Origin of the sequence: Pseudomonas sp. SD17-1, from assembly GCF_029201585.1 — a bacterium.
GTDB classification, from domain to species: domain Bacteria; phylum Pseudomonadota; class Gammaproteobacteria; order Pseudomonadales; family Pseudomonadaceae; genus Aquipseudomonas; species Aquipseudomonas palmensis.
In genome coordinates this window covers 186483-212039 of the sequence record NZ_CP104044.1, presented here as the reverse complement: position 1 = coordinate 212039, position 25557 = coordinate 186483, and the positions used below count along the sequence as shown (strand labels likewise).

Annotated in this window: 25 protein-coding genes; 11 read left to right on the top strand and 14 right to left on the bottom strand. The window is 65.2% G+C overall.

Going from position 1 to position 25557, the window contains the following annotated elements; genetic code table 11:
- The first annotated feature begins 8 nt into the window (after positions 1–8).
- The 11 genes from tcyJ to N0B28_RS00905 all read left to right on the top strand — a co-directional run bounded on the left by tcyJ (position 9) and on the right by N0B28_RS00905 (position 10838).
- Positions 9–803 carry a cystine ABC transporter substrate-binding protein gene (tcyJ, locus tag N0B28_RS00955; protein WP_100632959.1) on the top strand — a complete coding sequence of 265 codons (795 nt, stop codon included), beginning with the start codon at positions 9–11 and terminating at the stop codon, positions 801–803.
- Positions 800–1468 carry a cystine ABC transporter permease gene (gene tcyL, locus N0B28_RS00950; RefSeq protein WP_088514101.1) on the top strand — a complete coding sequence of 223 codons (669 nt, stop codon included), beginning with the start codon at positions 800–802 and terminating at the stop codon, positions 1466–1468. Before tcyJ ends, tcyL begins: the two co-directional genes overlap by 4 nt.
- A 3-nt stretch (positions 1469–1471) precedes the next feature.
- Positions 1472–2233 carry an L-cystine ABC transporter ATP-binding protein TcyN gene (gene tcyN / locus N0B28_RS00945; RefSeq protein WP_058541691.1) on the top strand — a complete coding sequence of 254 codons (762 nt, stop codon included), beginning with the start codon at positions 1472–1474 and terminating at the stop codon, positions 2231–2233.
- 182 nt (positions 2234–2415) lie between these two features.
- Positions 2416–3141: a hypothetical protein gene (locus N0B28_RS00940; protein ID WP_043861596.1), complete on the top strand. Its 726-nt coding sequence runs from the start codon at positions 2416–2418 to the stop codon at positions 3139–3141.
- 183 nt (positions 3142–3324) lie between these two features.
- Entirely contained in the window at positions 3325–4566 is a 1242-nt protein-coding gene (locus N0B28_RS00935) for an SfnB family sulfur acquisition oxidoreductase (protein ID WP_054915904.1), read from the top strand.
- A 21-nt stretch (positions 4567–4587) separates the two neighbouring features.
- Positions 4588–5793, top strand: a complete 1206-nt coding sequence (locus tag N0B28_RS00930; RefSeq protein WP_058541693.1) for an SfnB family sulfur acquisition oxidoreductase — start codon at positions 4588–4590, stop codon at positions 5791–5793.
- Positions 5793–7175 carry an LLM class flavin-dependent oxidoreductase gene (locus tag N0B28_RS00925; RefSeq protein ID WP_275729875.1) on the top strand — a complete coding sequence of 461 codons (1383 nt, stop codon included), beginning with the start codon at positions 5793–5795 and terminating at the stop codon, positions 7173–7175. Before N0B28_RS00930 ends, N0B28_RS00925 begins: the two co-directional genes overlap by 1 nt.
- Entirely contained in the window at positions 7168–7974 is an 807-nt protein-coding gene (locus N0B28_RS00920; RefSeq protein WP_054915901.1) for a MetQ/NlpA family ABC transporter substrate-binding protein, read from the top strand. The genes N0B28_RS00925 and N0B28_RS00920 overlap by 8 nt, the downstream gene beginning before the upstream one ends.
- 1 nt (position 7975) lies before the next feature.
- Entirely contained in the window at positions 7976–9097 is a 1122-nt protein-coding gene (locus N0B28_RS00915) for a methionine ABC transporter ATP-binding protein (protein WP_043861591.1), read from the top strand.
- Positions 9087–9731 carry a methionine ABC transporter permease gene (locus tag N0B28_RS00910; protein WP_054915900.1) on the top strand — a complete coding sequence of 215 codons (645 nt, stop codon included), beginning with the start codon at positions 9087–9089 and terminating at the stop codon, positions 9729–9731. The genes N0B28_RS00915 and N0B28_RS00910 overlap by 11 nt, the downstream gene beginning before the upstream one ends.
- A 651-nt stretch (positions 9732–10382) precedes the next feature.
- A complete protein-coding gene (locus tag N0B28_RS00905; RefSeq protein WP_058541694.1) occupies positions 10383–10838 on the top strand; it encodes a transposase in 456 nt (151 codons plus the stop codon).
- Positions 10839–10904: 66 nt separating this feature from the next.
- Here N0B28_RS00905 and N0B28_RS00900 read toward each other — a convergent pair whose 3' ends face one another.
- The 14 genes from N0B28_RS00900 to N0B28_RS00835 form a co-directional block, all read right to left on the bottom strand.
- A complete protein-coding gene (locus N0B28_RS00900; protein WP_043861588.1) occupies positions 10905–13952 on the bottom strand; it encodes an efflux RND transporter permease subunit in 3048 nt (1015 codons plus the stop codon).
- Positions 13949–15016 (bottom strand): efflux RND transporter periplasmic adaptor subunit, encoded by a 1068-nt coding sequence (locus N0B28_RS00895; protein WP_043861587.1) that lies wholly within the window; start codon positions 15014–15016, stop codon positions 13949–13951. The genes N0B28_RS00900 and N0B28_RS00895 overlap by 4 nt, the downstream gene beginning before the upstream one ends.
- Positions 15013–16101 (bottom strand): efflux RND transporter periplasmic adaptor subunit, encoded by a 1089-nt coding sequence (locus tag N0B28_RS00890; RefSeq protein WP_275729867.1) that lies wholly within the window; start codon positions 16099–16101, stop codon positions 15013–15015. The genes N0B28_RS00895 and N0B28_RS00890 overlap by 4 nt, the downstream gene beginning before the upstream one ends.
- A gap of 353 nt (positions 16102–16454) precedes the next feature.
- The gene (locus N0B28_RS00885) at positions 16455–17333 is read right to left on the bottom strand and encodes a transporter substrate-binding domain-containing protein (protein WP_054915897.1); all 879 of its coding nucleotides are present in this window, start codon (positions 17331–17333) and stop codon (positions 16455–16457) included.
- Positions 17330–18103, bottom strand: a complete 774-nt coding sequence (locus N0B28_RS00880) for an amino acid ABC transporter ATP-binding protein (RefSeq protein WP_088514090.1) — start codon at positions 18101–18103, stop codon at positions 17330–17332. The genes N0B28_RS00885 and N0B28_RS00880 overlap by 4 nt, the downstream gene beginning before the upstream one ends.
- Complete coding sequence (locus tag N0B28_RS00875) at positions 18100–18759, bottom strand: amino acid ABC transporter permease (protein WP_043859912.1); 660 nt, start codon at positions 18757–18759, stop codon at positions 18100–18102. Before N0B28_RS00875 ends, N0B28_RS00880 begins: the two co-directional genes overlap by 4 nt.
- Positions 18740–19405, bottom strand: a complete 666-nt coding sequence (locus N0B28_RS00870) for an amino acid ABC transporter permease (protein ID WP_043859911.1) — start codon at positions 19403–19405, stop codon at positions 18740–18742. Before N0B28_RS00870 ends, N0B28_RS00875 begins: the two co-directional genes overlap by 20 nt.
- A gap of 450 nt (positions 19406–19855) precedes the next feature.
- Positions 19856–20641, bottom strand: coding sequence for a MetQ/NlpA family ABC transporter substrate-binding protein (locus N0B28_RS00865; protein WP_043859910.1), 786 nt, complete (start codon positions 20639–20641; stop codon positions 19856–19858).
- A gap of 211 nt (positions 20642–20852) precedes the next feature.
- A complete protein-coding gene (locus N0B28_RS00860; RefSeq protein ID WP_054915895.1) occupies positions 20853–21491 on the bottom strand; it encodes a hypothetical protein in 639 nt (212 codons plus the stop codon).
- Positions 21492–21654: 163 nt separating this feature from the next.
- Positions 21655–22596, bottom strand: coding sequence for a sigma 54-interacting transcriptional regulator (locus N0B28_RS00855; RefSeq protein WP_043859908.1), 942 nt, complete (start codon positions 22594–22596; stop codon positions 21655–21657).
- Between the two features lie 66 nt (positions 22597–22662).
- A complete protein-coding gene (locus tag N0B28_RS00850; protein WP_043859907.1) occupies positions 22663–23244 on the bottom strand; it encodes an alpha/beta hydrolase in 582 nt (193 codons plus the stop codon).
- Between the two features lie 226 nt (positions 23245–23470).
- Positions 23471–23872, bottom strand: coding sequence for a biopolymer transporter ExbD (locus tag N0B28_RS00845; RefSeq protein WP_043859906.1), 402 nt, complete (start codon positions 23870–23872; stop codon positions 23471–23473).
- A 1-nt stretch (position 23873) separates the two neighbouring features.
- Complete coding sequence (locus N0B28_RS00840) at positions 23874–24596, bottom strand: MotA/TolQ/ExbB proton channel family protein (protein WP_275729859.1); 723 nt, start codon at positions 24594–24596, stop codon at positions 23874–23876.
- Positions 24597–24625: 29 nt separating this feature from the next.
- Positions 24626–25426 carry an energy transducer TonB gene (locus N0B28_RS00835; protein ID WP_043859904.1) on the bottom strand — a complete coding sequence of 267 codons (801 nt, stop codon included), beginning with the start codon at positions 25424–25426 and terminating at the stop codon, positions 24626–24628.
- Positions 25427–25557: the final 131 nt, after the last annotated feature.

Below are 25557 nucleotides of genomic sequence, written 5' to 3'. Positions count from 1 at the left end.
GGCCAGTCATGACGATTTCCGTATTCGGTAAACAGTTGCTGGGCACAGGGGCTGCCCTGGTACTTGGCCTGGGCCTGCTTGGCCAGGCGGTCGCCGGCGAGCAATTGCAGAAGATCAAGGACAGCGGCAGCATCAGTGTCGGCCTGGAGGGCACCTACCCGCCGTTCAGCTTCGTCGACACCGACGGCAAGCTGACCGGCTTCGAGGTCGAGCTGTCCGAGGCCCTGGCCAAGGAGCTGGGGGTCAAGGCCAGGCTGCAGCCGACCAAGTGGGACGGCATCCTCGCCGCCCTTGAATCCAAGCGTCTGGACATCGTGGTCAACCAGGTGACCATCTCCGACGAGCGCAAGAAGAAATACGACTTCTCCGAGCCCTACACCGTTTCCGGCATCCAGGCCCTGGTGCTGACCAAGAACAAGGACACCCTCAAGACCGCACAGGACCTGGCCGGCAAGAAGGTGGGCGTGGGCCTGGGCACCAACTACGAGCAATGGCTCAAGGACAACGTGCCCAAGGCCATCATCAAGACCTACGACGATGACCCGAGCAAGTTCCAGGACCTGCGCGTGGGCCGCATCGACGCCATCCTGATCGACCGCCTGGCCGCACTGGAATACGCCAGAAAAGCCAAGGACACCATCGCCGCCGGCGACGCCTTCTCGCGCCAGGAAGCCGGCGTGGCCCTGCGCAAGGGCGAGCCGGAACTGCTCGACGCGATCAACAAGGCCCTCGACAAACTGCGCGCCGACGGCACGCTGAAAAAGCTTTCCGAGAAGTATTTCAGTGCTGACGTGACGCAATGATCGAAGAGAGCCTGCAACTGGCCCTGGACAGCGCGCCCTTTCTGCTCAAGGGCGCCTATTTCACGGTGTTCCTGAGCCTGGGCGGGATGTTCTTCGGCCTGTTGATCGGCTTCGGCCTGGCGCTGATGCGCCTGTCTGCGATCAAGCTGCTGAGCTGGACGGCACGGGTCTATGTATCGTTCTTTCGCGGCACGCCGCTGCTGGTGCAGCTGTTCATGATCTATTACGGCCTGCCGCAGCTGGGCATCGAGCTGGACCCGCTGCCCGCGGCGCTGATCGGGTTTTCGCTGAACATGGCCGCCTATGCCTGTGAAATCCTGCGCGCCGCGATCAGCTCCATCGACCGCGGCCAGTGGGAGGCCGCCGCCAGCATCGGCATGACCCGCGGCCAGGCGATGCGCCGCGCGATCCTGCCGCAGGCGGCGCGCACCGCCCTGCCGCCGCTGGGCAACAGTTTCATCTCGCTGGTCAAGGACACCGCGCTGGCCGCCACCATCCAGGTGCCGGAGCTGTTCCGCCAGGCCCAGCTGATCACCGCACGCACCTTCGAGATCTTCACCATGTACCTGGCCGCCGCCCTGATCTACTGGGTGCTGGCCAGCGCGCTGGCCCACCTGCAGAACCGTCTGGAAGCGCGGGTCAACCGCCATGACCTGGAGCCCTGAGGCATGATCGAAGTCACCCGCCTGAGCAAGCAGTTCAACGGCCTGACCGTGCTCGACGACATCAGCCTGACAGTCGAGGCCGGTGAAGTGATCGCCATCATCGGCCCCAGCGGCTCGGGCAAGACCACCTTCCTGCGCTGCCTGAACCTGCTGGAGACCCCCAGCAGCGGACGCATTCGTGTGGCCGACATCGAGATCGACGGCGACCGCCCGCTGGCCAAGCAGGCCACGTTGATTCGCCACCTGCGCCAGCAGGTCGGTTTCGTGTTCCAGAACTTCAACCTGTTCCCGCACCGCACCGCCCTGGAGAACGTCATCGAGGGGCCGCTGGTGGTCAAGAAGGCCCCCCGCGAAAAGGCCCTGGCCCTGGGCCGTGCGCTGCTGGCCAAGGTCGGCCTGGCGGGCAAGGAGGACGCCTACCCGCGGCGCCTGTCCGGTGGCCAGCAACAGCGCGTGGCCATTGCCCGGGCATTGGCCATGGAGCCGCAGGTGATCCTGTTCGACGAACCCACCTCGGCGCTGGACCCCGAGCTGGTGGGCGAGGTGCTGGCGACCATTCGCGGCCTGGCCCAGGAAAACCGCACCATGATCATCGTCACCCACGAAATGAACTTCGCCCGCGACGTGGCCAACCGGGTGATCTTTTTCGACAAGGGCGTGATCGTCGAACAGGGCGAGGCCAAGGCCCTGTTCGCCGCGCCGAAGGAAGAACGCACACGCCAGTTTCTGGGCAAGTTTCTCGGCGCGCAGGGCCACGCCCACTGACCCGGATGCACCGCCCGAGCACAGACAAATCCGAGTTTATCCACAGCCCCCATGCCGCTTCGGGTAGGACCGCTCTGAAGCGCTGCCGACTGCCCGGTCACGGCCATCGGGCACCTTGACTCACCTGCCGATCCAGCCAATAACCAAAGCCTCGTGCCACCACCCGCACGAGGAAACGGACCATGCACCGCGCAGCCAAAGGATCTGAACTGCCGCCCCCCGCCCTGCTCCATATCGCGCCCCATGGCATTGGCGTGCACACCGCCAGCCACCTGCAAGCCAGCATCCAGACCGCACCGACCCTGCAGGCCGGCGACCTGCTGGAGCTGTTCTGGGGCAACCGCTACGTGGCCGCGCATCTACTGCGCGCCGGCGAGCCCGGCACCTCGATCGCCCTCGGCGTGCCCAGGCAGATGCTCTACCCGGGGCTCAACACCCTGCACTACCGCCTGCTCCAGCCCGGCCAGCACCCGCGACGCTCCGCGCCATTGCAGGTAGCGGTCAAGCTGAACTGCCCCGGCGGCTACGTGACCACCCCGGAGAACCCGCACCTGACGCCCTTGCGCCTGCCTGGCCGGCTGCTGCGCCAAGGGCTGGATCTGAGCCGCTGCGGGCAGGGTGTACCGTTCAACATCGCGCCGTACCGGCACATGGCCGAAGGCGATGCGATCACCCTGCGCTGGGCCGACCTGCGCATCGACCTGGCGCCACTGCCCGGCGACGGTATCGGCTGCCCGATACAGGGCCTGATCCCGACCCAAGTGCTGCTGGAAGCCGGCAACGACGAGCACCTGGACGCCAGCTACTGCATTCTGGACAAGGTCGGCAACTGCTCGCAGTGGGCCCCGGCCGTGCGCCTGCGGGTGTTCGGCCAAGGGCCGCGGAGGCACTTCTATGCATATTCCTAAAGGTTAGTTTATTTAATTTTTATACACGCTTAGGGTATATAGACCGGACCACCGGACCAGCGCATTTCTGTCGCCCATATCGATCACGGCGACGTTTCCAATACGTGAGGTAGGTATGGTCAGGAACACAATCACCCCAGTGCGCAACGCCAGGGCATTGAGTGCAGCCAAGGAGCGGTACTGATGTCCAGCTTGGTACACGACGCAGTCCACAGCGATCTGGACAACGCCCCATTACTGCTGCCGGCCAAGGTCCTGCGCAATGACGCAGAGGCCCTGGAGGCCGCCCATGAACTGGCCGCCGCCGCGCGCCTGCAGGCCGCCCGGCGCGACCAGCAGCGCAAGCTGCCGTGGGCCGAGATCGAGCAGTTCACCCGCAGCGGCCTGGGCAGCATCAGCATCCCGCGCGAGCACGGCGGGCCGGACGTTTCCTTCGCCACCATCGCCGAGGTGTTCCGCATCATCAGTGCGGCCGACCCGGCCCTGGGGCAGATCCCGCAGAACCAGTTCGGCATCCTCCAGCAGGTCAAGAACACCGGCAACGAACGCCAGAAGCACCTGCTGTTCAAGTCGGTGCTCGACGGCTGGCGCATCGGCAATGCCGGCCCCGAGCGCGGCAGCAAGAACACCCTCGAACTCAAGGCCCGCGCCGTGCGCCAGGGCGATCACTTTCTGCTCACCGGGCAGAAGTTCTATTCCACCGGCGCGCTGTTCGCCCACTGGGTGGCAGTCAAGGCGCTGAACGACGACGGGCGCCAGGTCATGGCCTTCGTGCGCCGTGGCAGCCCGGGCCTGCGTATCGTCGACGACTGGTCCGGCTTCGGTCAGCGCACCACCGCCAGCGGCACGGTGCTGCTCAACGAGGTGCCGGTGGACGCGGAGCTGGTGCTCGACAACTGGCGCCAGGCCGACAGCCCCAACATCCAGGGCGCCGCCTCGCAGCTGGTGCAGGCCGCCATCGACGCCGGCATCGCCGAGGCCGCAGTGGCCGATGCGATCAGCTTCGTGCGCGAACGCGCGCGGCCGTGGGTCGACGCCAAGGTCGATCGCGCCAGTGACGACCCCTATGTGATTGCCGACATCGGCCGCCTGACCCTCGAACTGCATGCCGCCCAGGCGCTGCTCGGCCGCGCCGCGCGCGTGCTCGACGAGGTCAACGCCGCGCCCATCGATGCCGCCGCTGCCGCACGTGCCTCGATTGCCGTGGCCGAAGCCAAGGTGCTGACCACCGAGATTGCCCTGCAGGCCAGCGAGAAGCTGTTCGAGCTGTCGGGCAGCCGCGCCACCCTGGCCGAGTTCAACCTCGACCGGCACTGGCGCAACGCCCGCGTGCACACCCTTCACGACCCGGTGCGCTGGAAGTACCACGCCGTGGGCGCCTACCACCTCAACGCGACCCTGCCTGCCCGGCATTCCTGGATCTGACCAGACCACTGGAGCCCTCTCATGAGCCTATTGCCGCAACCGCACGATCTCGTGGCGGTCATCTCTTCTGATGCCCAGGCGTTGGAAACTGCCGAACAGATTGCCGAACAACTGCGCCGCGACAGCATCGAGCGCGATCGCGAACGCCGCCTGCCGCACCCGGAACTGGCGCTGTTCTCGCGCTCGGGCCTGTGGGGCATCAGCGTGCCGAAAGCCTTCGGTGGCGCGGGCGTGTCCAACGTCACCCTGGCCAAGGTCATCGCCCGTATCGCCCAGGCCGACGCCTCGCTGGGGCAGATCCCGCAGAACCATTTCTACGCCCTTGAAGTGCTGCGCGTGAACGGCAGCCCGCAGCAGCAGGCACGCCTGTACGCCGAGGTGCTGGCCGGCAGGCGCTTCGGCAACGCCCTGGCCGAACTGGGCACCAAGACCGCCCACGACCGCACCACCGCCCTCACCCGTGACGGTGACGGCTACCGCATCAACGGCCGCAAGTTCTACGCCACTGGCGCGCTGTACGCGCAGCGCATCCCCACCTCGGTGATCGACGAACAGGGCGTGCAACAGCTGGCCTTCGTGCCCGCCGACAGCGCCGGGCTCGACGTGATCGACGACTGGAGCGGCTTCGGCCAGCGCACCACCGGCAGTGGCTCGGTGGTGTTCGACAACGTGCGTGTCGAGGCCGACGATGTGGTGCCGTTCCAGAGCGCCTTCGAGCGCCCGACCCCGGTCGGCCCGCTGGCGCAGATTCTGCACGCCGCCATCGACACCGGCATCGCCCGCGCCGCCTATGAAGATGCCCTGCATTTTGTGCGCACGCGCACCCGGCCATGGATCGACTCGGGCATCGACAAGGCAGTCGACGACCCGTTGACGCTCAAGTCCTTCGGTCACCTGGCGATCCGCCTGCATGCCACCGAAGCCTTGCTCGAACGCGCCGGCGAATACCTCGACCGAGCCCAGGCCGAGACCAATGCCGACACCGTCGCGGCGGCCTCCATCGCCGTGGCCGAGGCACGCGCCATCAGTACCGAGATCTCCCTGGCCGCCGGCAGCACGCTGTTCGAACTGGCCGGCAGCCAGGCCACCCTGGCCGAACACGGCCTGGACCGCCACTGGCGCAACGCCCGCGTGCACACCCTGCACGACCCGGTGCGCTGGAAGTACCACGCCATCGGCAACTTCTACCTCAACGATGAAAACCCACCGTTGCGGGGCACCATCTGATGGCGAAAAAGAAGATCCTGCTCAACGCGTTCAACATGAACTGCGTGGGGCATATCAACCACGGCCTGTGGACGCACCCGCGCGACACCTCGACCCGGTACAAGACCCTCGAGTACTGGACCGACCTGGCGCGGTTGCTCGAGCGCGGGCTGTTCGACGGCCTGTTCATCGCCGACATCGTCGGGGTGTACGACGTGTACCAGCAGTCGGTCGATGTGCCACTCAAGGAGTCCATCCAGCTGCCGGTCAACGACCCGCTGCTGCTGGTTTCGGTGATGGCCGCGGTCACCCGCCACCTGGGTTTCGGCCTCACCGCCAACCTCACCTACGAGCCGCCGTACCTGTTCGCCCGCAGGCTCTCGACCCTCGACCACCTGAGCAATGGTCGGGTGGGCTGGAACATCGTCACCGGCTACCTCGACAGCGCGGCCAAGGCCATGGGCCTGGACGCGCAGCCCGAGCATGACCGGCGCTACGACCAGGCCGACGAGTACCTGCAGGTGCTGTACAAGCTGCTCGAAGGCAGCTGGGAAAACGACGCCGTGCGCAATGACCGCGAACAGCGCGTGTACGCCGACCCGGCCAAGGTGCACAAGGTGCAGCACCACGGCGAATTCTACCGGGTGGAGGGTTATCACCTGTGCGAACCGTCGCCACAGCGCACCCCGGTGCTGTTCCAGGCCGGCGCCTCCGAGCGTGGCCTGGCGTTTGCCGGGCAGCATGCCGAATGCGTGTTCATCAGTGGCCAGAACAAGGCCGCGACCCGCGCCCAGGTCGACAAGGTGCGCGCCGCGGCCACGGCGGCCGGGCGTGATGGCGACGCGGTGAAGGTGTTCATGGGCCTCACCGTGATCGTGGCCCGCACCGAGGAGCAGGCCCGCGCCAAGCACGCCGAGTACCTGCGCCATGCCAGCCCCGAGGCCGGCGTGGCGCACTTTGCCAGCTCCACCGGCATCGACTTTGCCGAATACGAACTGGACGAGCCGATCCAGTACGTCAAGAGCAACGCCATCCAGTCCGCCACCAAGCACCTGCAGAACAACGACTGGACCCGGCGCAAGCTGCTCGACCAGCACGCCCTGGGCGGGCGCTACATCACCCTGGTCGGCTCGCCGACCCAGGTTGCCGACGAACTGGAGCGCTGGATCGAGGAGACCGGCCTGGACGGCTTCAACCTGGCCCGCACCGTCACCCCGGAAAGCTATGAGGACTTCATCGACCTGGTGATCCCCGAGCTGCAACGTCGCGGTTCGTACAAGACCGCCTACACCGACGGTAGCCTGCGCGAAAAACTCTTCGCCGCCGGCCCGCACCTGCCCGCCGACCACACCGGCGCGGGCTATCGCACCCTCAACCCGACTGGAGCGCAACCGCATGCTTAAGACATTTCTGGCCCGCCCTGTCGCGGCCCTGGCCCTGGCCCTCGGCCTGATCGGTGGCGCCCATGCCAACGATGCACCGCTCAAGGTCGGCACCACCGCAGCCTTCGCCCCGGCCCTGGAAGCGGCCGTGGACGAGGCCAAGAAGCAGGGCCTCAAGGTGGAACTGGTGGAGTTCAGCGACTGGATCGCGCCCAACGTCAGCCTCGCCGCCGGCGACCTCGACGTGAACTACTTCCAGCACATCCCGTTCCTGGAAAACGCCAACGCCGCGGCGGGCTCGACGCTGGTGCCGTATGCACCGGGCATCATCAACAATGTCGGGCTGTACTCGAAAAAGTACAAAAGCTTCGACGAGCTGCCCCAGGGCGCCACCGCCGCCATCGCCAACGACCCGATCAACGGCGGACGCGGCCTGCAACTGCTGGCCAAGGCCGGCCTGATCACGCTCAAGCCGGGGGTGGGCTACAAGGCCACCGAGGACGACATCGTCGCCAACCCGAAAAAGCTCAGAATCCTGCAGGTCGAGGCCGTGCAACTGGTACGTGCCTATGACGACGCCGACCTGGTGCAGGGCTACCCGCACTACATCCGCCTGGCCAACACCTTCGATGCAGGTTCGGCGCTGATGTTCGACGGCGTGGAGCACAAGGAATACGTGATCCAGTTCGTGATCCGCCCGCAGAGCAAGGACGACCCGCGCCTGGCCAGGTTCGTGGATATCTACCAGCACTCGCCGGTGGTACGCGCAGCCCTGGACAAAGCCTACGGCAAGCTCTACCAGCCGGGCTGGGAGAGCTGAGATGAGTGCTGCCACCGCCCGCCAGACGGCGCACCCCAGCCCACCTGCGCAGCCCGCGCCACGGCACGCGCTGCACCCTGAGTTGAGCAGCGCGCAAGTGCGCCTGATCGGCGTCAACAAGACCTACCCCGGGCAGGCCACGGCGGCGCTGGCGGACATCGACCTGAACATCCAGCGCGGCGAGATCTTCGGCATCATCGGCCGCAGCGGCGCCGGCAAGTCGTCGCTGATCCGCACCCTCAACCGCCTGGAGCAACCCAGCAGCGGCCGGGTGCTGATCGACCAGGTCGACATCGGCGAGCACAACGAGGACCACCTGGTGGCGTTGCGCCGACGCATCGGCATGATCTTCCAGCACTTCAACCTGATGTCGGCCAAGACCGTGTGGCAGAACGTCGAACTGCCGCTGAAGGTGGCCGGCGTGCCCAAGGCCCAGCGCCAGCGCAAGGTGGCCGAACTGCTGGAGCTGGTGGGCCTGCAGGACAAGCACGGGGTGTACCCGGCGCAGTTGTCGGGCGGGCAAAAGCAGCGCGTGGGGATTGCCCGCGCGCTGGTGCACGACCCGCAGATACTGCTGTGCGACGAGGCCACTTCGGCGCTGGACCCGGAGACCACCGGCTCGATCCTGGCGCTGCTGCGCGACATCAACCAGCGTCTGGGCCTGACCATCATCCTGATTACCCACGAGATGGCGGTGATCCGCGATATCTGCCATCGCGTGGTGGTGCTCGAGCGCGGGCGCATCGTCGAGCAGGGGGCGGTGTGGCAGGTGTTCGGCGACCCGCAGCACGCGGTCAGCAAGACCTTGCTGGCGCCGCTGCAGCCAGCCTTGCCGCAGCACCTGCAGGCCCGCCTGCTGCCCGAGGCGCCGAATGCGCAGGCCGCGCTGGTTCTGCGCCTGCGCGTCAGCGGGCGCGACCGCGAGGCACCGGAACTGTCGACGCTGTTCGCGTTGCTGGGCGGCCAGGTGAGCCTGCTGCAGGGCGGTATCGAACCGATCCAGGAACGTGCGCTGGGGCAGCTGGTGGTGTCGGTGGCCAACTCGGCGCACGGGCATGCGCAGGTGATCGAACGGGCGCGCCAGTGGGCGGCGCAGGTGGAGGTGCTGGGCTATGTGGTTTGATCGATTGTTGCAGGGGGTGCTCGACACCCTGCTGATGGTGGGCGTGTCGTCGCTGATCGCGTTGCTGGCGGGCATTCCGCTGGCGGTGATCCTGGTGACCAGCGGCAAGGGCGGCATCTACGAGGCGCCGCTGGTGAACCGCGTGCTGGGGGCGTTCGTCAACCTGTTCCGCTCGATACCGTTTCTGATCCTGATGGTGGCGTTGATCCCGTTCACGCGGCTGATCGTGGGCACCACGTATGGCGTGTGGGCGGCGGTGGTGCCGCTGACGATTGCGGCCACACCGTTTTTTGCGCGCATTGCCGAGGTGAGCCTGCGCGAGGTGGATCACGGGCTGATCGAGGCGGCGCAGGCGATGGGGTGCCGGCGCTGGCACATCGTCTGGCATGTGCTGTTGCCCGAGGCGCTGCCGGGCATCGTGGGCGGCTTCACCATCACCCTGGTGACCATGATCAATTCGTCGGCGATGGCCGGTGCGATTGGTGCCGGAGGGTTGGGGGACATCGCGTACCGGTACGGGTACCAGCGCTTCGACAGCCAGATCATGCTGACGGTGATCGTGATGCTGGTGGTGCTGGTGGCGTTGATCCAGCTGGGCGGGGACCGGTTGGCGCGGGGGTTGAACAAGCGGTGATCGCTTCGCCGGCAAGGCCGGCTCCTACAGACGACGCCCTACCCGTAGGAGCCGGCCTTGCCGGCGAAGAGGCCAGCCAGAACACATCAATAACCAACTACCTGCACCTTCGACAGCTGCCCGCACAGCCAGGATGAAACGGCCAGGCGTTGGACAGCGTCGGCTGCTTCGCCGGCAACGCCGGCTCCTACAAACGACGCCCTACCTGTAGGAGCCGGCCTTGCCGGCGAAGAGGCCAGGCCGAACACATCAATAACCAACTACCTACACCTTCGACAGCTGCCCGCACAGCCAGGATGAAACGGCCAGGCGTTGAGCAGCGTCGGCTGCTTCGCCGGCAACGCCGGCTCCTACAGACAACGCTCTACCCGTAGGAGCCGGCCTTGCCGGCGAAGAGGCCAGCCAGAACACATCAATAGCCAACTACTCTGCACCTTCGATAACTGCCCACACAGCCAGGATGAAACGGCCAGGCGTTGAGCAGCGTCGACTGCTTCGCCGGCAACGCCGGCTCCTACAGACGACGCCCTACCTGTAGGAGCCGGCCTTGCCGGCGAAGAGGCCAGGCCGAACACATTAAGAACCAAAGCCATACGTCTCACCAACAACGCCACAGCTACCTTGAAATCTCTACCTTTCAAGGAAACTGACATGGATCGTTCAAACGCTCACCTCCTGCGGCGCGGCCGGTTCTCCGAACCCGGCAGGCTGTACCTGCTCACCAGTGTGGTCGAGAACCGGCACCCGGTTTTCAGCGACTTCCAAATCGCCCGCCTGATGGTCGAGCAACTGCAGTACGCCCAGCACCAGCGCCTGGCCAAGTCACTGGCCTGGGTGCTAATGCCAGATCACCTGCATTGGCTGATCGAACTGCAACACGGCACTTTGGCGTCGCTGATGCGCAGGATCAAATCCCGCAGTACCTGCCTGGTGAACAAGACATTCCATCGAAAAGGTCGTCTTTGGCAACACGGCTTTCACGATCGCGCGCTGCGCAAGGATGAGGATGTCCAGGCAGTGGCACGTTACATCGTGGCCAATCCTCTACGGGCCGGGCTCGTGCAAAACATCGGGGACTATCCGCACTGGGATGCCATCTGGCTTTGAACCGTGCAACGGCTTTCGCCGGCAAGGCCGGCTCCTACAGGGGCAGGCCGGCCAGCGAACGGGCCATTACTCGCGCTGCGGCTCCTTGATCTTGTACCAGGCCACATACAGCGCCGGCAAAAACAGCAAGGTCAGCAACGTGGCGACAATGATGCCGCCAATCATCGCGTAGGCCATCGGCCCCCAGAACACTTCCCGCGCAATCGGAATCATGCCCAGGCTCGCCGCCGCCGCCGTCAGCAGAATCGGCCGGCGACGATGGTCCGTGGCCTCCACCACCGCATCCCACGGCGCATACCCATCGGCCTCGTACGCATCGATCTGCGTCACCAGGATCACCGAGTTGCGGATGATGATCCCCGCCAGCGCCAGAATGCCCAGTATCGCCACGAACCCCATCGGCGTACCCGTGGGGATCAGCGCCAGCACCACGCCAATCAACCCCAGCGGCGCCACGCTCGCCACCAGGAACAGCTTCTGCACACTGTGCAGCTGAATCATCAGGAACGTCGCCATCAGAAACAGCATCAACGGCACCACCTTGGCAATCGGCCCCTGGGCCTTGCCGCTTTCCTCCACCGTGCCCCCCGTCGCCACCTGATAACCGGCCGGCAACTTACGCGCAAACTCGTCGATCTGCGGCTTGAGCTGCGCCACCAGGTCGGTCGGCTGGATCTCGTCACGCACCGCCGCCTTGACCGTGATGGTCGGCTTGCGGTCACGCCGCCACACCAGCGGCTGCTCCAGCTCGTAGCGCACCGTGGCAAACGCCAGCAATGGAATCGAGGTGCCGCTGGGCGTGACGATCTGCAGGTTCTGCAGGGTCTGCGGCGAGTCACGCTCGCTGTCCACCGCGCGCCCGATCACGTCGATCAGGTAGATGTCATCGTTCACCTGGGTCACCGGCGAGCCGCTGACGATGCCGTTCATCAGGTTGGCCACGTCCTCGGACGACAGCCCAAGCTGGCGCGCCTTGTCCTGGGCAATGTCGATGCGCAGCACCTTGCCCGGCTCGTTCCAGTCGTAAATGATCTCGCCCACATGGGAGTTGCCATCGAGCAGCGCCGCCAGTTCGATCGCATGCTTGCGCACCTGGTCGATGTCCTTGCCGCTGACCCGGTACTGGATCGGCCGCCCCACCGGCGGGCCCATCTCCAGCGACTGCACGTAGCTGCCGATGCCGACAAAGTCCTTGCGCAGGCGCTCCTTCAGACGCGCCGTCAGCGCCTCGCGCGACTCCAGGCCCTTGCTCACGATCACCAGCTGGGCGTAGTACGGGTTCTCCAGCTGCTGGTCCAGCGGCAGGTAGAAACGGATCGCGCCCTGACCGATGTAGGTACTCCAGCGCACGATGTCCGGGTCGTCCTTGAGGGTCGCCTCCAGCTTGTCCACCGCCTTGCGCGTCTCGTCGATGGAGGCGTTCTGCGGCAGGTTGAGGTCCACCAGGATCTCCGGGCGGTCCGAGGACGGGAAGAACTGGTTCTGCACGAAGCGCATGCTGAACACCGCCAGGGCGAACAGCACCACGGTGCCGATGATGGTGATCCAGCGGTGGCGCATGCACCACAGCAGGCCATGGTTGAAACCGCGACCGATGCGCCCGGGCTCGGCGTCGTGGGCCTTGACCTTGGCGCTGAGCAGGTGCACCCCCAGCACCGGCGCGAACAGCACCGCCACCACCCACGACACCAGCAGCGCCACGGCGATCACCGCAAACAGGGTGAAGGTGTACTCGCCCGCAGAGCTGGCGTTCAGGCCGATGGGCACGAAACCCGCCACCGTCACCAGGGTGCCGGTGAGCATCGGGAACGCAGTGGAGGTGTAGGCGAACGTGGCCGCCTGCTCCTTGCTCTCGCCCTTCTCCAGCCGCGTGACCATCACCTCCACGGTGATCATCGCATCATCCACCAGCAGGCCCAGCGCGATGATCAGCGCGCCGAGGGAGATCCGCTGCATGGTAATGCCGCTGTACTCCATGAACACGAACACCATGGCCAGCACCAGCGGAATCGAGCAGGCCACCACCAGCCCGGCACGCACCCCGAGGCTGATGAAACTGACCACCAGCACGATCACCACCGCCTCGAACAGCGCACTGGTAAAGCCGCCCACGGCCTCCTCGACCACCACCGCCTGGTCCGACACGGTGTGCACGCCCACGCCCACCGGCAGGTCGGCGGTGGCGGCCTCCATGCGCTCGTGCAGCTGCTTGCCGAAGGCCTGGATGTTGCCGCCCTTCTTCATGCCGATGGCCAGGCCGATGGCAGGCTTGCCGTCGTAGCGGAACATCGGCGTGGGCGGGTCGGCGTAGCCGCGGCTGATCTCGGCGATATCGGCCAGGCGATAGAAGCGGTCGTCCAGGCGCAGGTTGACCTGCTCCAGGTCTTTCTCCGAGGCGAACTGGCCAGTGGTGCGCACCGAGATGCGCTCGGGGCCGGCCTCCATCACCCCGGCCGGGGTCACCGCGTTCTGCGCCTGCAACGCCTGCACCACCTGACGCTGGTCGATGCCCAGGGCCGCCAGCTTGCGGGTGGAGAAGTTCAGGTACAGCACTTCGTCCTGCTGGCCGATCATCTCGACCTTGCCCAGCCCCGGCACCTCGCGGATTTCTGCACGTACCTGCTCGACGTAATCGCGCAGCTGGCGCATCGAGATGCCATCGGCGGTGAACGCATATACCGAGCCGAACACATCGCCGAACTCGTCGTTGAAGCCGGGGCCCTGGATGCCCTGGGGGAACTCGCCGCGGATGTCCTGGATCTTCTTGCGCACCTGGTACCAGATCTGCGGGATGTCGCCAGCCTTGGTGGTATCGAGCAGGTTGACGAACACCGTCGACTCGCCGGGCCGGGTGTAGCTTTTCACGTAGTCGAGCGAGTCCAGTTCCTCGAGTTTCTTCTCGATGCGGTCGGTGACCTGCAGCAGGGTCTCGTCCTGGGTGGCGCCGGGCCAGCGGGTCTGGATGACCATGGTCTTGATGGTGAACGAGGGGTCCTCCTCACGGCCCAGGTTGAAATAGGAAAACACCCCCATCAGCAACGCGACGAACATCAGGTACCAGACAAAGGATTGGTGCTTGAGTGCCCATTCCGACAGGTTGAAGCTTCCTTTCATCGCGGGCCTTCCTCATCGATTTTTACCTTCTGGCCAGGCTTGAGGCTGTTGACCCCCGCCGTGACCACACGCTCGCCCGGCTGCAGGCCGGCACTGAGCACCACGCTGTTGTCCAGCCGCTCGCTGACCTTCACGTCACGCAATGAAACCGTATGCTGCTGCGGGTCGACGACCCATACCCGGGTGTGCCCGTCGACCTCCTGCAGGGCGCTCAACGGCAGCTCGCTGCGCGGTTGGATCGCCGAGCTCAGGGTGACGCTGATGGCCGTGCCCAGGCGAAAGGCCTCGGGGGTGTCGGCCAGGGTCAGGCGCGCCCGCCGGGTACGCGTGGCCGCGTCGGCCTGGGGCTCGATCTCGCGCAGCACGGCACTGGTGTTCACGCTGGGGTCGAGCTGCGCGGCCACCAGGAACTTCACCTCGCCCGACAGTTCGTCGGCCAGGCCTGCGGGCAGGTCGATCACCGCCTCCTTGACGTCCGGGCGCGCCAGCGTGACCACGCCCTGGCCGGCGGTGACCACCTGCCCGGCCTCGGCCTGCCAGGCAGTGACCACGGCGGGGTGGTCGGCCTGCAAGGTGCTGTAGCCCAGCTGGTCGCGGGCCTGGTTGACCGCCGCCTTGGCCTGTTCGAGCGAGGCGCCGGTAGTCTTCAGGTCGGTCTGGGCGATGTCCAGCTGGGCCTGGGCACCCACCCCCCGGTCGAACAGCTGCTGCTGACGACGGGCGTTGGCCTGGGCGTTGATCCACTGCGCCTGCACCTTGGCCAGGTCGCCTTCGGCGGCACGCAACTGGTTCTGCTGGTCGGTGGGGTCGAGGGTGGCCAGGGTGTCGCCGGCCTTCACCGTGGCGCCCACATCCACCCAGCGCCGGGCGATGCGCCCGCCCACGCGAAAGCCCAGGGTGCTTTCGTAGCGCGCCTGGATGGAGCCGGCAAAGCGCCCCAGGCGCGCCTGGTCCTGCGCCTGCACCACCTGGGACAGCACCGGGCGCACCGGCTCGGGCGGCGGCTCGTCATCGGCGCAGGCGGCCAGCAACACACAAGCGAACATCAGCCACAGGGTTCTCATTGCGTCACCCCGATGTCGGCTGGGTCTGCCACTTCCACCTGCATGTCCGGGTGCAGCAGCTGCCCACCCGCGATCACCACGGTTTCGCCGCCCTTGAGGCCGTCGCCCACCACCACCTTGCCGGTGAGGTAGCGCAGCACCTTGACCTTGCGCAGGTTGACCTTGTTGTCCTGGCCCACCAGCCACACCGCCGGGTCATGCACATCCTTGGTCAGCGCCGACCACTGCAGCTCGATGCTCGGGGTGCCCTCGGCCCTGGCGGTGGCACTCACCACCGAGCCCAGCTGCATGGCCGGCGGCACCTCGCTCAGGCCCACCTTGACCTGCACCGTGCCGCTTTGCGCCGAGACCGTCGGGGTGATTTCACGCACGTGCCCCTTGGCTTGCACCTTGGGGTCGTCGAGCAGGCTGACGATGATCGCCTGCTGGGTGGGTGGCGCCATCAGCAGCGATTCGTAGACGTTGAACACCGCGTCGCGCTCGCCGTCGCGGGCCAGGGTGAAGATCGGCACGGTGGCCTGCACCACCTGCCCCACCTCGGCCTGGCGCGCGGTGATCACCCCGGGCGCCTCGGCGATCAGCGCGGTGTAGCTCAGTTGTTCGCGGGCGTTGGCCAGTTGCGCCTGGGCGGCCTTGAGCGCGCTCTGGCTGCTTCGCAGGGCGGCCTGGGCCGCGTCGTATTCGCTCTGGCTGGTGTAGCCCTTGGGCAGCAGCTTCTGCTGGCGCACGAAGGCGGCGGAAGTCTGGGTCACGCGAGCCTGTTCGGCGAAGACCTCGGCCTTGGCCGAGTCGACATTGGTTTGCAGGTCCTTGGGGTCCAGGCGCGCCAGCACCTGATTGGCGCTGACGTGATCGCCCACGTCGACGTTGCGCTCGATGATCTTGCCGCCCACGCGAAACGACAGGTCGGCCTGTACCCGTGCCTGAACATCGCCGGTGAGGGTCACGGAGGCTGCAAAGTCGCCGGCCTTGACCTGTTGCACCGCCACCCTGGGCAGGTCGGGTGCGGCGGCTTTCTTCTCGCCGCAGCCAAGCAGCAGCGCAAGCCCCAGGCAGACGATCAGGTTGGGGGGCGACACCGTCATGCGGGCTCCTTGCGTGGGTTCTGGGCAGTTGCTAGATGCGACTGTTAGCGTAGATCAGGGTTCCGCGTGCCGCTTGTCCTGGGGGCAATTGAGCACAGCGGCGACGTTGCGAGGGGGGGTGCTGTCGCCTGCATCGCGTTTGATCGCGGCGCTGGAGCAGGATGCGCAGAGCAACTGCATCGTGCTGGAGAAGGCGTTGGGGTAGACGCGGGGGGTGGGGCAAGGGCGGTGGCCGGAGAAAAGGCGGGGCCGCGGGGCGGCCCATCGCGGGTCAAGCCCGCTCCCACAAGGACCGTCGCTGTCTGTGTGGGAGCGGGCTTGACCCGCGATAAGAGCGACGCGGTGTCAGGGCCTCAGCCCTGCCATTTGCCGCCCTCGACGATCACGCTCTCCGGCTTGGTGTCGTCGCTAAGCTCCTTGCGCACGTACTGGTCATACAGCTTGAGCAGGTACTTCTGCTCGCCCAGGCGCGCCAGCTCGCTGTTGACCCAGTCACGCAGCTCGATGTTGCCCTTCTTCACCGCCGGCGCAATCGGCGCTTCCTCGCCCAGCTTCTCGTCCAGCACACGGTAGCCCGGGTTCTGCTTGGACCAGCTGAACAGGATCAGGTTGTCCTGCGCATACGCATCGCCACGGCCATTGGCCAACGCCTGCAACGACTCGGAGTTCTTCTCGAACTTGAGCAGTTTCCAGTCCGGGTGGTTCTTGGTCAGCCAGATGTCCGCCGTGGTGCCGGTGGTGACGATGGTGGTCTTGGCCGCCAGGTCGTCGAGCTTCTTCACCTCGCTGCCCTCGGGCACCAGCGCCTGTACCGCCACGCGCAGGTTGGGGTTGGTGAACTCCACCGCTTCCTTGCGCTCCGGGGTCACGGTCATGTTGGCCAGAATCAGGTCGACCTTGTCGCTCTGCAGGAAGGGAATGCGGCTGGCCGGCTCCACGGCCACGAACTCGACCTTGTTCTCGTCGCCCAGCAGCGACTTGGCCAGCTCGCGACCGATGTCGGTGTCAAAGCCCACATAGCGCCCGCTTTCATCCACATAGCCGAATGGCGGCTTGTCGGTGAACACGCCGACGATCAGTTTGTCGCGGGCCTTGATGGTTTCCAGGTAGCTGGTGGCCGGCGCTGCGGCATTGGCGGCAGGCTTGCTCGGCGCTTCGGATTTGTTGCACCCGGCCAGTACGGCCAGGGTGAACAGCGACAGCAGCAGTTTTGAAGCGTGGGCAGTCTTCATGACAGTTCCTTGTGTGGTGTCTTGGGCAGGCTTTCGACAAAGGAGAATTTCTCCAGGAACTGCTGCGCGCGTGCGGTCTGCGGGTTCGTAAAGAAGCTCTCGGGGGGGCTCTGTTCAAGGATCCTGCCGGCCTCCATGAACACGATGCGGTCGGCCACCGCGCGAGCGAAGGCCATTTCATGGGTCACGATCAACAGGGTCATGCCGTCGCGGGCCAGGCCCTGGATCACCTGCAGCACTTCCTTGACCATCTCCGGGTCGAGGGCGGCGGTCACCTCGTCGAACAGCATCACCTGCGGGTTCATGCACAGCGAACGCACAATGGCGATACGCTGTTGCTGGCCACCGGAAAGCTGGCGCGGATAGGCGTCGCGCTTGTCCAGCAGGCCCACCCGCGCCAGCAGCGCTTCGGCCTGGGCCTGGGCCTCGAGGCGTTCGCGCTTCTGCACCTTGAGCGGCCCGAGCAGCAGGTTTTCCATCACGCTCATGTGGCCGAACAGGTGGTAGCTCTGGAACACCATGCCCACCTGCTGGCGCACCTGGCGCCAGTCGGTGGCCTTGCTCAGCAGCTCTTTACCGGCCAGTGTCAGGCTGCCGCCGTGGGCCACTTCCAGGCCATTGAGGCAGCGCAGCAGGGTGCTCTTGCCGCAGCCGCTAGGGCCCAGGATCACCACCACTTCGCCGCTGCGCACCTGCAGGTCGATGTCCTTGAGCACCTGGTGCTCACCGAAGAACTTGTTGAAACCCTTGAACTCGATCAATGCGCTCATGCGTGTGTCCAGCGCCGCTCCAGCGCCCGCGAGGCGGCCGACAGCGGGTAGCAGATGAAAAAGAAGAACAGGAACAGCGCACCGTAGATCAGCACCGACTCATAGGTGCGCTCGATGATCTGCTGGCCCACCTTGATCACGTCCACCACGCCGATCAGCACTGCCAGCGAACTGGTCTTGATGATGCGCGTGTAGATGTTGATGGTCGGCGGGGTCATGCGCTTGAGTGCCTGGGGCAGCAGCACGTAGCCATACAGCTGCCAGCCATCCAGGCCGATCGACAGCCCCGCCTCGCGTTGCCCGCGCGGCAGCGAATGCAGTGCACCGCGCACCACCTCGCCCACCTCGCTGGCACCCCACAGCGACAGCACCAGCACCGCGCACCAGAAGCTGGGAATGCTCACGGCAAAGAAGATCGGCAGGCCGAAGAACAGCAGGTACAGCCACACCAGTACCGGTATCGCCCGAAACAGCTCCAGGTACACCCGCAGCACCAGGTTCACGCTGCGCTTGCCGAGGGTGGCGAGCACGCCGTAGAGCACCCCGCCCAGGGTGCTGAAGGCGATGCCCAGGGCCGAGATCGACAGGGTTTGCGCGGCGCCCTGGGCCAGTTGCGGCAGCGACACCAGCAGCAGTTCAAGACCCGAACTGGCCATGTTGCAACCTCCTTTCCAGGCGGCTCAGCAGCAGCGACAACGGCAAGAACAGCAGCACGCAGATCAGCGTCAGCACCGCGAGCATTTCGTAGGTCTTGTAGTACAGGGCGATGTAGCTCTTGGTGGTGTAGAGAATCTCGGGCACCGCCACCGCCGACACCACGGTGGTTTCCTTGAGCAGGAAGATGAAGTTGGCGAACAGCGCCGGCAGGCTGAGGATGCCGGCCTGGGGCAGGATCACGTGGCGCAGCAGCTGGCCTTCGGACAACCCGATGGAGCGCCCGGACTCCAGCTGTGCGGCGGGCACCGCCTCGACACCGGCGCGCAGCACCTCGGTCAGGTAGGCCCCGCCGAGAAACGTCATGGTGATGATCGCGGCGGCGAAGCCGGAAATCTTCAGGCCCAGGCTGGGCAGCGCGAAGTACACGAAAAACAGCTGGATCAGCAGCGGCGTGTTGCGTGCCAGCTCCACGTACAGGCCCACGGCACGCTGCAGGTAGGGCGTGCGGTAGACCAGGATCGCGGTGTTGATCACGGCCACCACCAGCGAGGTGGCGATGGCGATCAGGCCGACCTGCAGGGTGACCCCGACGGCCTTGAGAAACGCGGGCAATGTGCTGAGGATGAATGCGACGTCGAAGCTCATCGGCGTTGCCTCGGCGTCCGAAACAGGGTGCGCTGCATGGGGGTGGTCTCGAACCGGCCCGAGGGTAGACGGGCGGTGGCGGCTAGGGTTGGGCGTGCCGGTAAGCACTTTGGTAATACTCTAAAGCTATAAAAATATTTATTTAAATATCTTTATTGCATATTGATATCACGCAAAAAACTAACCGCAAATTTCCTCGTGGCAGGCGGGATCTTTCCCGCGCGCGCGCCATCAAACAGCTGTCGTGCGCGGCCCCGTGGGCCGTTCAACCCACAAGGAAAACAACACCATGAACAGCGACCAGCCGACCCTCGACCCCAGCGAACTGATCAAATGGCTGACGGCCCTGCGCCGCGCGGTCAACACACCACGCTGAAACCCCATTCAAAAAAAACGCCGACCCGGTAACCGGAGTCGGCGTTTTGCATCGTGCGGTCTACAGCGGGCGAATCAGAACGCCGGCAGTACCGCGCCTTTGTATTTCTGCTCGATGAAGGCTTTCACTTCAGGGCTGGTCAGGGCCTTGGCCAGCTTCTGGATGGCGTCGCTGTCCTTGTTGTCGGGGCGCGCCACCAGGAAGTTCACGTAAGGCGAGTCGGAACCCTCGATCACCAGGGCATCCTTGGCCGGGTTCAGGCCGGCTTCGAGTGCATAGTTGGTGTTGATCATGTCCAGGTCGACCTGGTCCAGCACGCGTGGCAGCAGGGCCGACTCAAGCTCCTTGAACTTGAAGTTGTGCGGGTTCTTGGCGATGTCCTTGGGCGTGGCCAGGGCGTTTTTCGGATCTTTGAGTTCGATCAGCCCGGCCTTCTGCAGCAGGATCAGCGCACGGCCACTGTTGGAGCCTTCGTTGGGGATGGCGATGGTGGCGCCGTCCTTGAGCTCGGCCAGGCTCTTGACCTTCTTCGAGTAGCCACCGAACGGTTCGACGTGTACGCCGATCACGGTTTCCAGGTGGGTGCCTTTACCTTCGTTGAAGCTCTTGAGGTAGGGCAGGGTCTGGAAGTAGTTGGCGTCCAGACGCTTCTGATCGACCTGCACGTTGGGCTGCACGTAGTCGGTGAACACCTTGATTTCCAGGTCCACGCCTTCCTTGGCCAGGGTTGGCTTGATCAGCTCGAGGATCTCGGCGTGGGGCACCGGGGTGGCGGCAACCACCAGCTTCTGGCCGGCGTGGGCGAAGCCTGCAACCGACAGAGCGGCTGCCAATGCAGTCAACAACAAAGCCTTTTTCATGCGCAGTCCTTATTCGAATCACAGCCATCGTCGACGGCGGAAGAGAGGGTGCCAGTATTGTGCTAGCTGGCGTGAAGGCGACAATACCGAGATTTTTTATTCCTTAACAATATCTTTTATGCAGACGCTTATATCTTTTTGACTGATAAAGAAGAGAGCACCGGCTGGCCTGCCAGGTGCATCCGGCGCCGCAACAGACAATGCTCGCGGTCTATCGATTAGCGGTCTCGATGGCAACCTCGGTGATGACAGTGGCCAGTTCCTTCTCGAGTGCACCATCACCCTGCACATTGGCGTAGATGTCATACCTGATCTCATGCGTGGAATTCATCCAGCGCAATCCTGTCCTCCTGACCCCACCCATTACTTTTTCCGACGTTTTCACCAGGGGCTTGCCGGGGTCCTGAGGCTTGGCGTAATCATCGTCGTAAACCACCACGCGCTGTGTCAGCTCGCGCTCATAGTGGGTCTCGTAGGTCACCACATAATCATCGCCGCACGAATAAAGCGACATGACGCCGTTCAAGCCGCCCTCCTTCATCTCGACCCCGGAGGGCAGTTCTTTGGACAGCCGACATTGCAACTTCTCGATCGCTGCTCGGGATTGCGATTTGAATCGGACGGCTTGAGCCAGCCTTCTGTCGCTCGCCTGGGCGAGTGTGATCATCGAACTGAATTGCTCGAAACCAGGAAAGGTCGAGTTCTTCTCTGGCTCGGCCGTGGGCGAGACCGCCCTTTTCTCAATGACCTTCTGGATATGGGTATTGCCACTGAGCGGTAGAATCTCCAGCTCGGCGCTTGCCGAAAAGGAAGCGAGCAGCGTGCTCATGCACAGCATCGACAGGCGCATCAGCGGCTGGCCTGGGCAAGGAAGACACGTACCGCGCAAGGTAGGTTTTTCATGAATATCCTTTCAATGCTTCAAGCGATCCAAGGCTTGCGAAGCAAGAAGGTAATCCACCTCATTCGCATCTGCAACGGTTGCTCCGCAGACAACCGCCTGTGCGTTACGCCTATACACCCAACCGCAGCGCCACCTTCTCCAGCAAGGCCTTCAGGCCACTGCGCTCACTTGCACCTGCGCGCAGCAACACCTCGATCTGCCGCTCCAATGCGGCAAGCGGCGTCAAGGTTTCCGGCAGGTTCAGATGCTCGGGCAGTATTTCCTCCCCGCTGCTGACCAGCAGGGCGAAGTGAATGACGTTTTCCAGCTCGCGGGTGTTGCCCGGCCAGCTGTGCAGTTCCAGCACCCGCTGCGCGGCCTCGCTGAGCAGCGGCGGCACGGCCAGGTTCAGGCGCGGGCTGTAGATGCCCACGAAGTACTCGGCCAGCGGCAGGATATCGCCCACCCGCTCGCGCAACGCGGGCAGCTCGAGGCGGCCTTCGTGCAGGTAGTGGTAGAGACGGTCGTGGAACTTGCCGGCGGCCACCGCCTGGGCCAGGTCGATGCTGGAGGCGGCCACCAGGCGCACGTCCACCGGGTTGGGTTGCTGGGCGCCAACGCGGGTGACTTCGCGGTTTTCCAGGGCAGCCAGCAGCTTGACCTGGATCGGCAGCGGCAGGTCGGCGATTTCATCCAGGTACAGCGTGCCGCCGTTGGCCGAGCCGAACCAGCCGGCGCGGCTGCTGGCGGTACCACTGTGGGCGCCGGCGCTGTAGCCGAACAGTTCGGCGTCGGCGTAGGTGGGGCTGATGGCGCCGCAGTTGACCGAGACGAACAGCCCGCCGCGGTCGCTGGCGCGGTGGATCTGCCGGGCCAGCAGCTCCTTGCCGGTGCCGCTTTCGCCGCGGATCAGCACGGGCAAGGCCAGCGGCGCCAGCAGCTCCAGCTCTTCGCGCAGCTGGCGCGAGCGCGGGTCGACGAACACCAGCGCCTTGGCGCGGATGCTCAACGGGCTCTTGTCGCTCTCGGGGAAGGTCAGCAGTGGCTGGCCGTAGGTGTCGTGAAGGCTCATGGCAAACTCCCGCCCGAGCGACTCACGGCGCGGACGTCTTGATGAAAAAGAGGGTAGCGCCCGGGGTCAGGCGCGACGCAGTGCGTGCTGTTCCAGGCGGCTCTGCAGGCGATAGAGGTAGGCAAAGCCCTGCTCCCAGCGCCGGTGTCCAGATTTGACGTTGATATGCCCGGCGCCGCCGAGCACACCGGCTTCTGCGCCCCAGGCGCGAGCCAGTTGCATCGCCCGTGGCGCGCTGACCGCCGGATCGTTGTCGGAGGTGACCACCTGGCTGGGAAACGGCAGCAGGTTCTGCGGAATCGGCGCGAAGTTGCGCAGGGCCGGTGCACAGGCCGGGCGTTCGACGTCGGCCGGGGCCACCAGCAGTGCGCCACGTACCTGCTGCAGCAGGGTTTCGCTGGCGTGGGCGGCCCAATGCGCGACGGTGATGCAGCCCAGGCTGTGGGCGATCAGGATCACCGGCGAGGTGTCGGCGGCGATGGCATGTTCGAGCGCGGCAACCCAGTCTTCACGACGCGGGGTGATCCAGTCGGCCTGTTCGACGCGGGCACTGTTGGGCAGGCTGTTCTGCCAGTGGGTTTGCCAGTGATCGTCTGGCGATCCTTGCCAGCCCGGCACAATCAGGTAACGAATCGACTCATTGCGCATGAGATGCCTCCTGCTGGGTTTGCATTGCATGAGGGCAAGTATAGGGCGGGGGTTATATTCGTAAAGGAATAAGAAGCTATTTATTAATAACCAAAACTTCTTTCCGAATGCTGTGTGCAACCCTGTGGGCGCTGGCATCGGCGCCCTCGGAACGGGCATAAAAAAAGGGGCCGTCCCCTGCCAGGATACGGCCCCCGAATGCGTTGCCCTTACCGTTGCATCGTGTTCAACGCGCGGTGATCACCGAAAGCTTGGTGATCCCTGCCCGCTCGATCGAGGCCATGGCGCGCGCCACTTCCCCATAATTCACACCGTCGTCCGCCTGCAGTTGCACGCGTACCTCCGGGTCCTTGGCCTTGGCCGCCTGCAAGCTGGTCTCCAGCAAGTCCGGCTGTATCTCGTCCTTGTTGATGAACAACTTGCCGCCCCCATCGATGCTCACCACCAGCGGGTCCTTCTGCTCCACCGGGGCCACGGCCTCGGTCTTGGGCAGGCTGATCGGGATCGCGTTGGTCAACAACGGCGCGGTCACGATGAACACCACCAGCAGCACCAGCATCACGTCCACCAGCGGCGTCACGTTGATCTCGCTGAGTACCTCGTCACTGTCCTGGGTAGAAAAGGCCATGTCAGGACGCCTCTTTCACAGGTTGGCCGCTCACTGTTGCAGCTTTGTGAAGCGCAGGGTGCACCAGCACGCGGAAGGCACTCTTCTGCGCCAGGCTGTAGAAGTCGTGGGCAAAGTCGTCGAGGTCGGCCGCCGTGAGTTTCAGGCGACGCAGGAAGTAGTTGTAAACCAGCACCGCCGGCACCGCGACCGCGATCCCCACACCCGTGGCCACCAGCGCCGCACCAATCGGCCCGGCCACGGTTTCCAGGCTCGCCGAGCCCGCCGCACTGATGCCCTTGAGCGCTTCCATGATGCCCCACACGGTACCGAACAGGCCGATGAACGGCGACGTGCTGCCGATACTGGCCACCACCGCCAGGCCGGTTTCCAGCGAGCGGCGCTCACGCACGATCTGCTGGCGCAGGGCGCGTTCGAGGCGGTCCTGGTGGTTGATCGCCTGGCTCAGGTCATTGGCCTGGCCGGGCTCGCCCACCGCGATGGCGGCGTAGCCGGCCTGGGCCACGCGGGCGGCGGCGCCGGCCTGGGTCTGGGTGAGTTCGGCGGCCGAATCAAGGCTTGAGGCCGCCCAGAACTGCTTGTGGAAGCGCTTGTCCTGGTTCTTCAGGCGGGCGAACTGCAAGCCCTTGACCAGGGCCAGGCCCCAGGTCGCGACGGAAAACACCACCAGCAGCCAGATCACCGCGCTTTCGATGGATTCAAGGGGGGATGCCAATACACTCATGATGGTTTCTCTCTGTTAGCGCGAAATTTTTAGCGAATCTTGAAATCGATCGGCACGCTGACCCAGCCCGCCTGGGCCACGTCGCCCTGCTTGGCCGGCACGAAGCTCCAGCGCTTTACCGCCGCCAGCGCGGCGTCGTCGAGCTGCTGGCGACCACTGCTCTTCTGCAACTGGATCTCGCCAGGCTTGCCGCTGGGCAACACATGCACCCGCAGCAGCACGGTGCCTTCCCAGCCGCGACGCTGGGCCAGCGACGGGTATTCCGGCGCCGGGTTCTTCAGGTACGCCGCGCTGGCCGAAGCCGGGGTCACCGGCGCCGGGGCAGGTGGCGCAGGCGGGGCGGCAGGTTGTGGCGGTGCCGGCGGCGGCTCGACCGGTTTGGGCGCAGGCTTGGGCTCGGGCTTGGGCACCGGCTTTGGCTTGGGCTTGGGTACCGGCTTGGGCGGTGGCGGCGGCTTGACGGCCAACTCGTCAACCACCGGCGGTGGCGGCTCCACCACAGGCTCGGCCGGCGCCGGGGGCGGCGGCTCGACAACCGGTGGCGCCGGCTGGGAAAACTCGATGGTCATCGGCGGGATTTCCGGTGGAACCACCGGCAACACCGGGGCCGGTGCCTGGCTGACCCAGTAGGCCACGGCACCATGCAGCACCAGCGCGAAAACCCCGAGCAGCACCTTCTCGCGGCCCTTCAAGGCACTGCGCGGGGTGCGCTGCAAGCGCTGTTGCGCCAGCGGCAACCGGTGCGGCCGACCGAGGTCGACCAGCTCGCCGCCCGGCGCCTGGCGCCAAAGCACATCGAGAGCACTGGCGGCGGTCTGGACATTACCCATTGATCAACTCCTGGGAGGTTCGGTGCATGTGCATCGGAGGCCGCCCGGTCTGGCCGGCCTTCGCTGAGGTGGATGATCGACGCGTGCTGCTTATCTCTTAAAGTAATCTTTAAAGTTATGGATAGAACCTG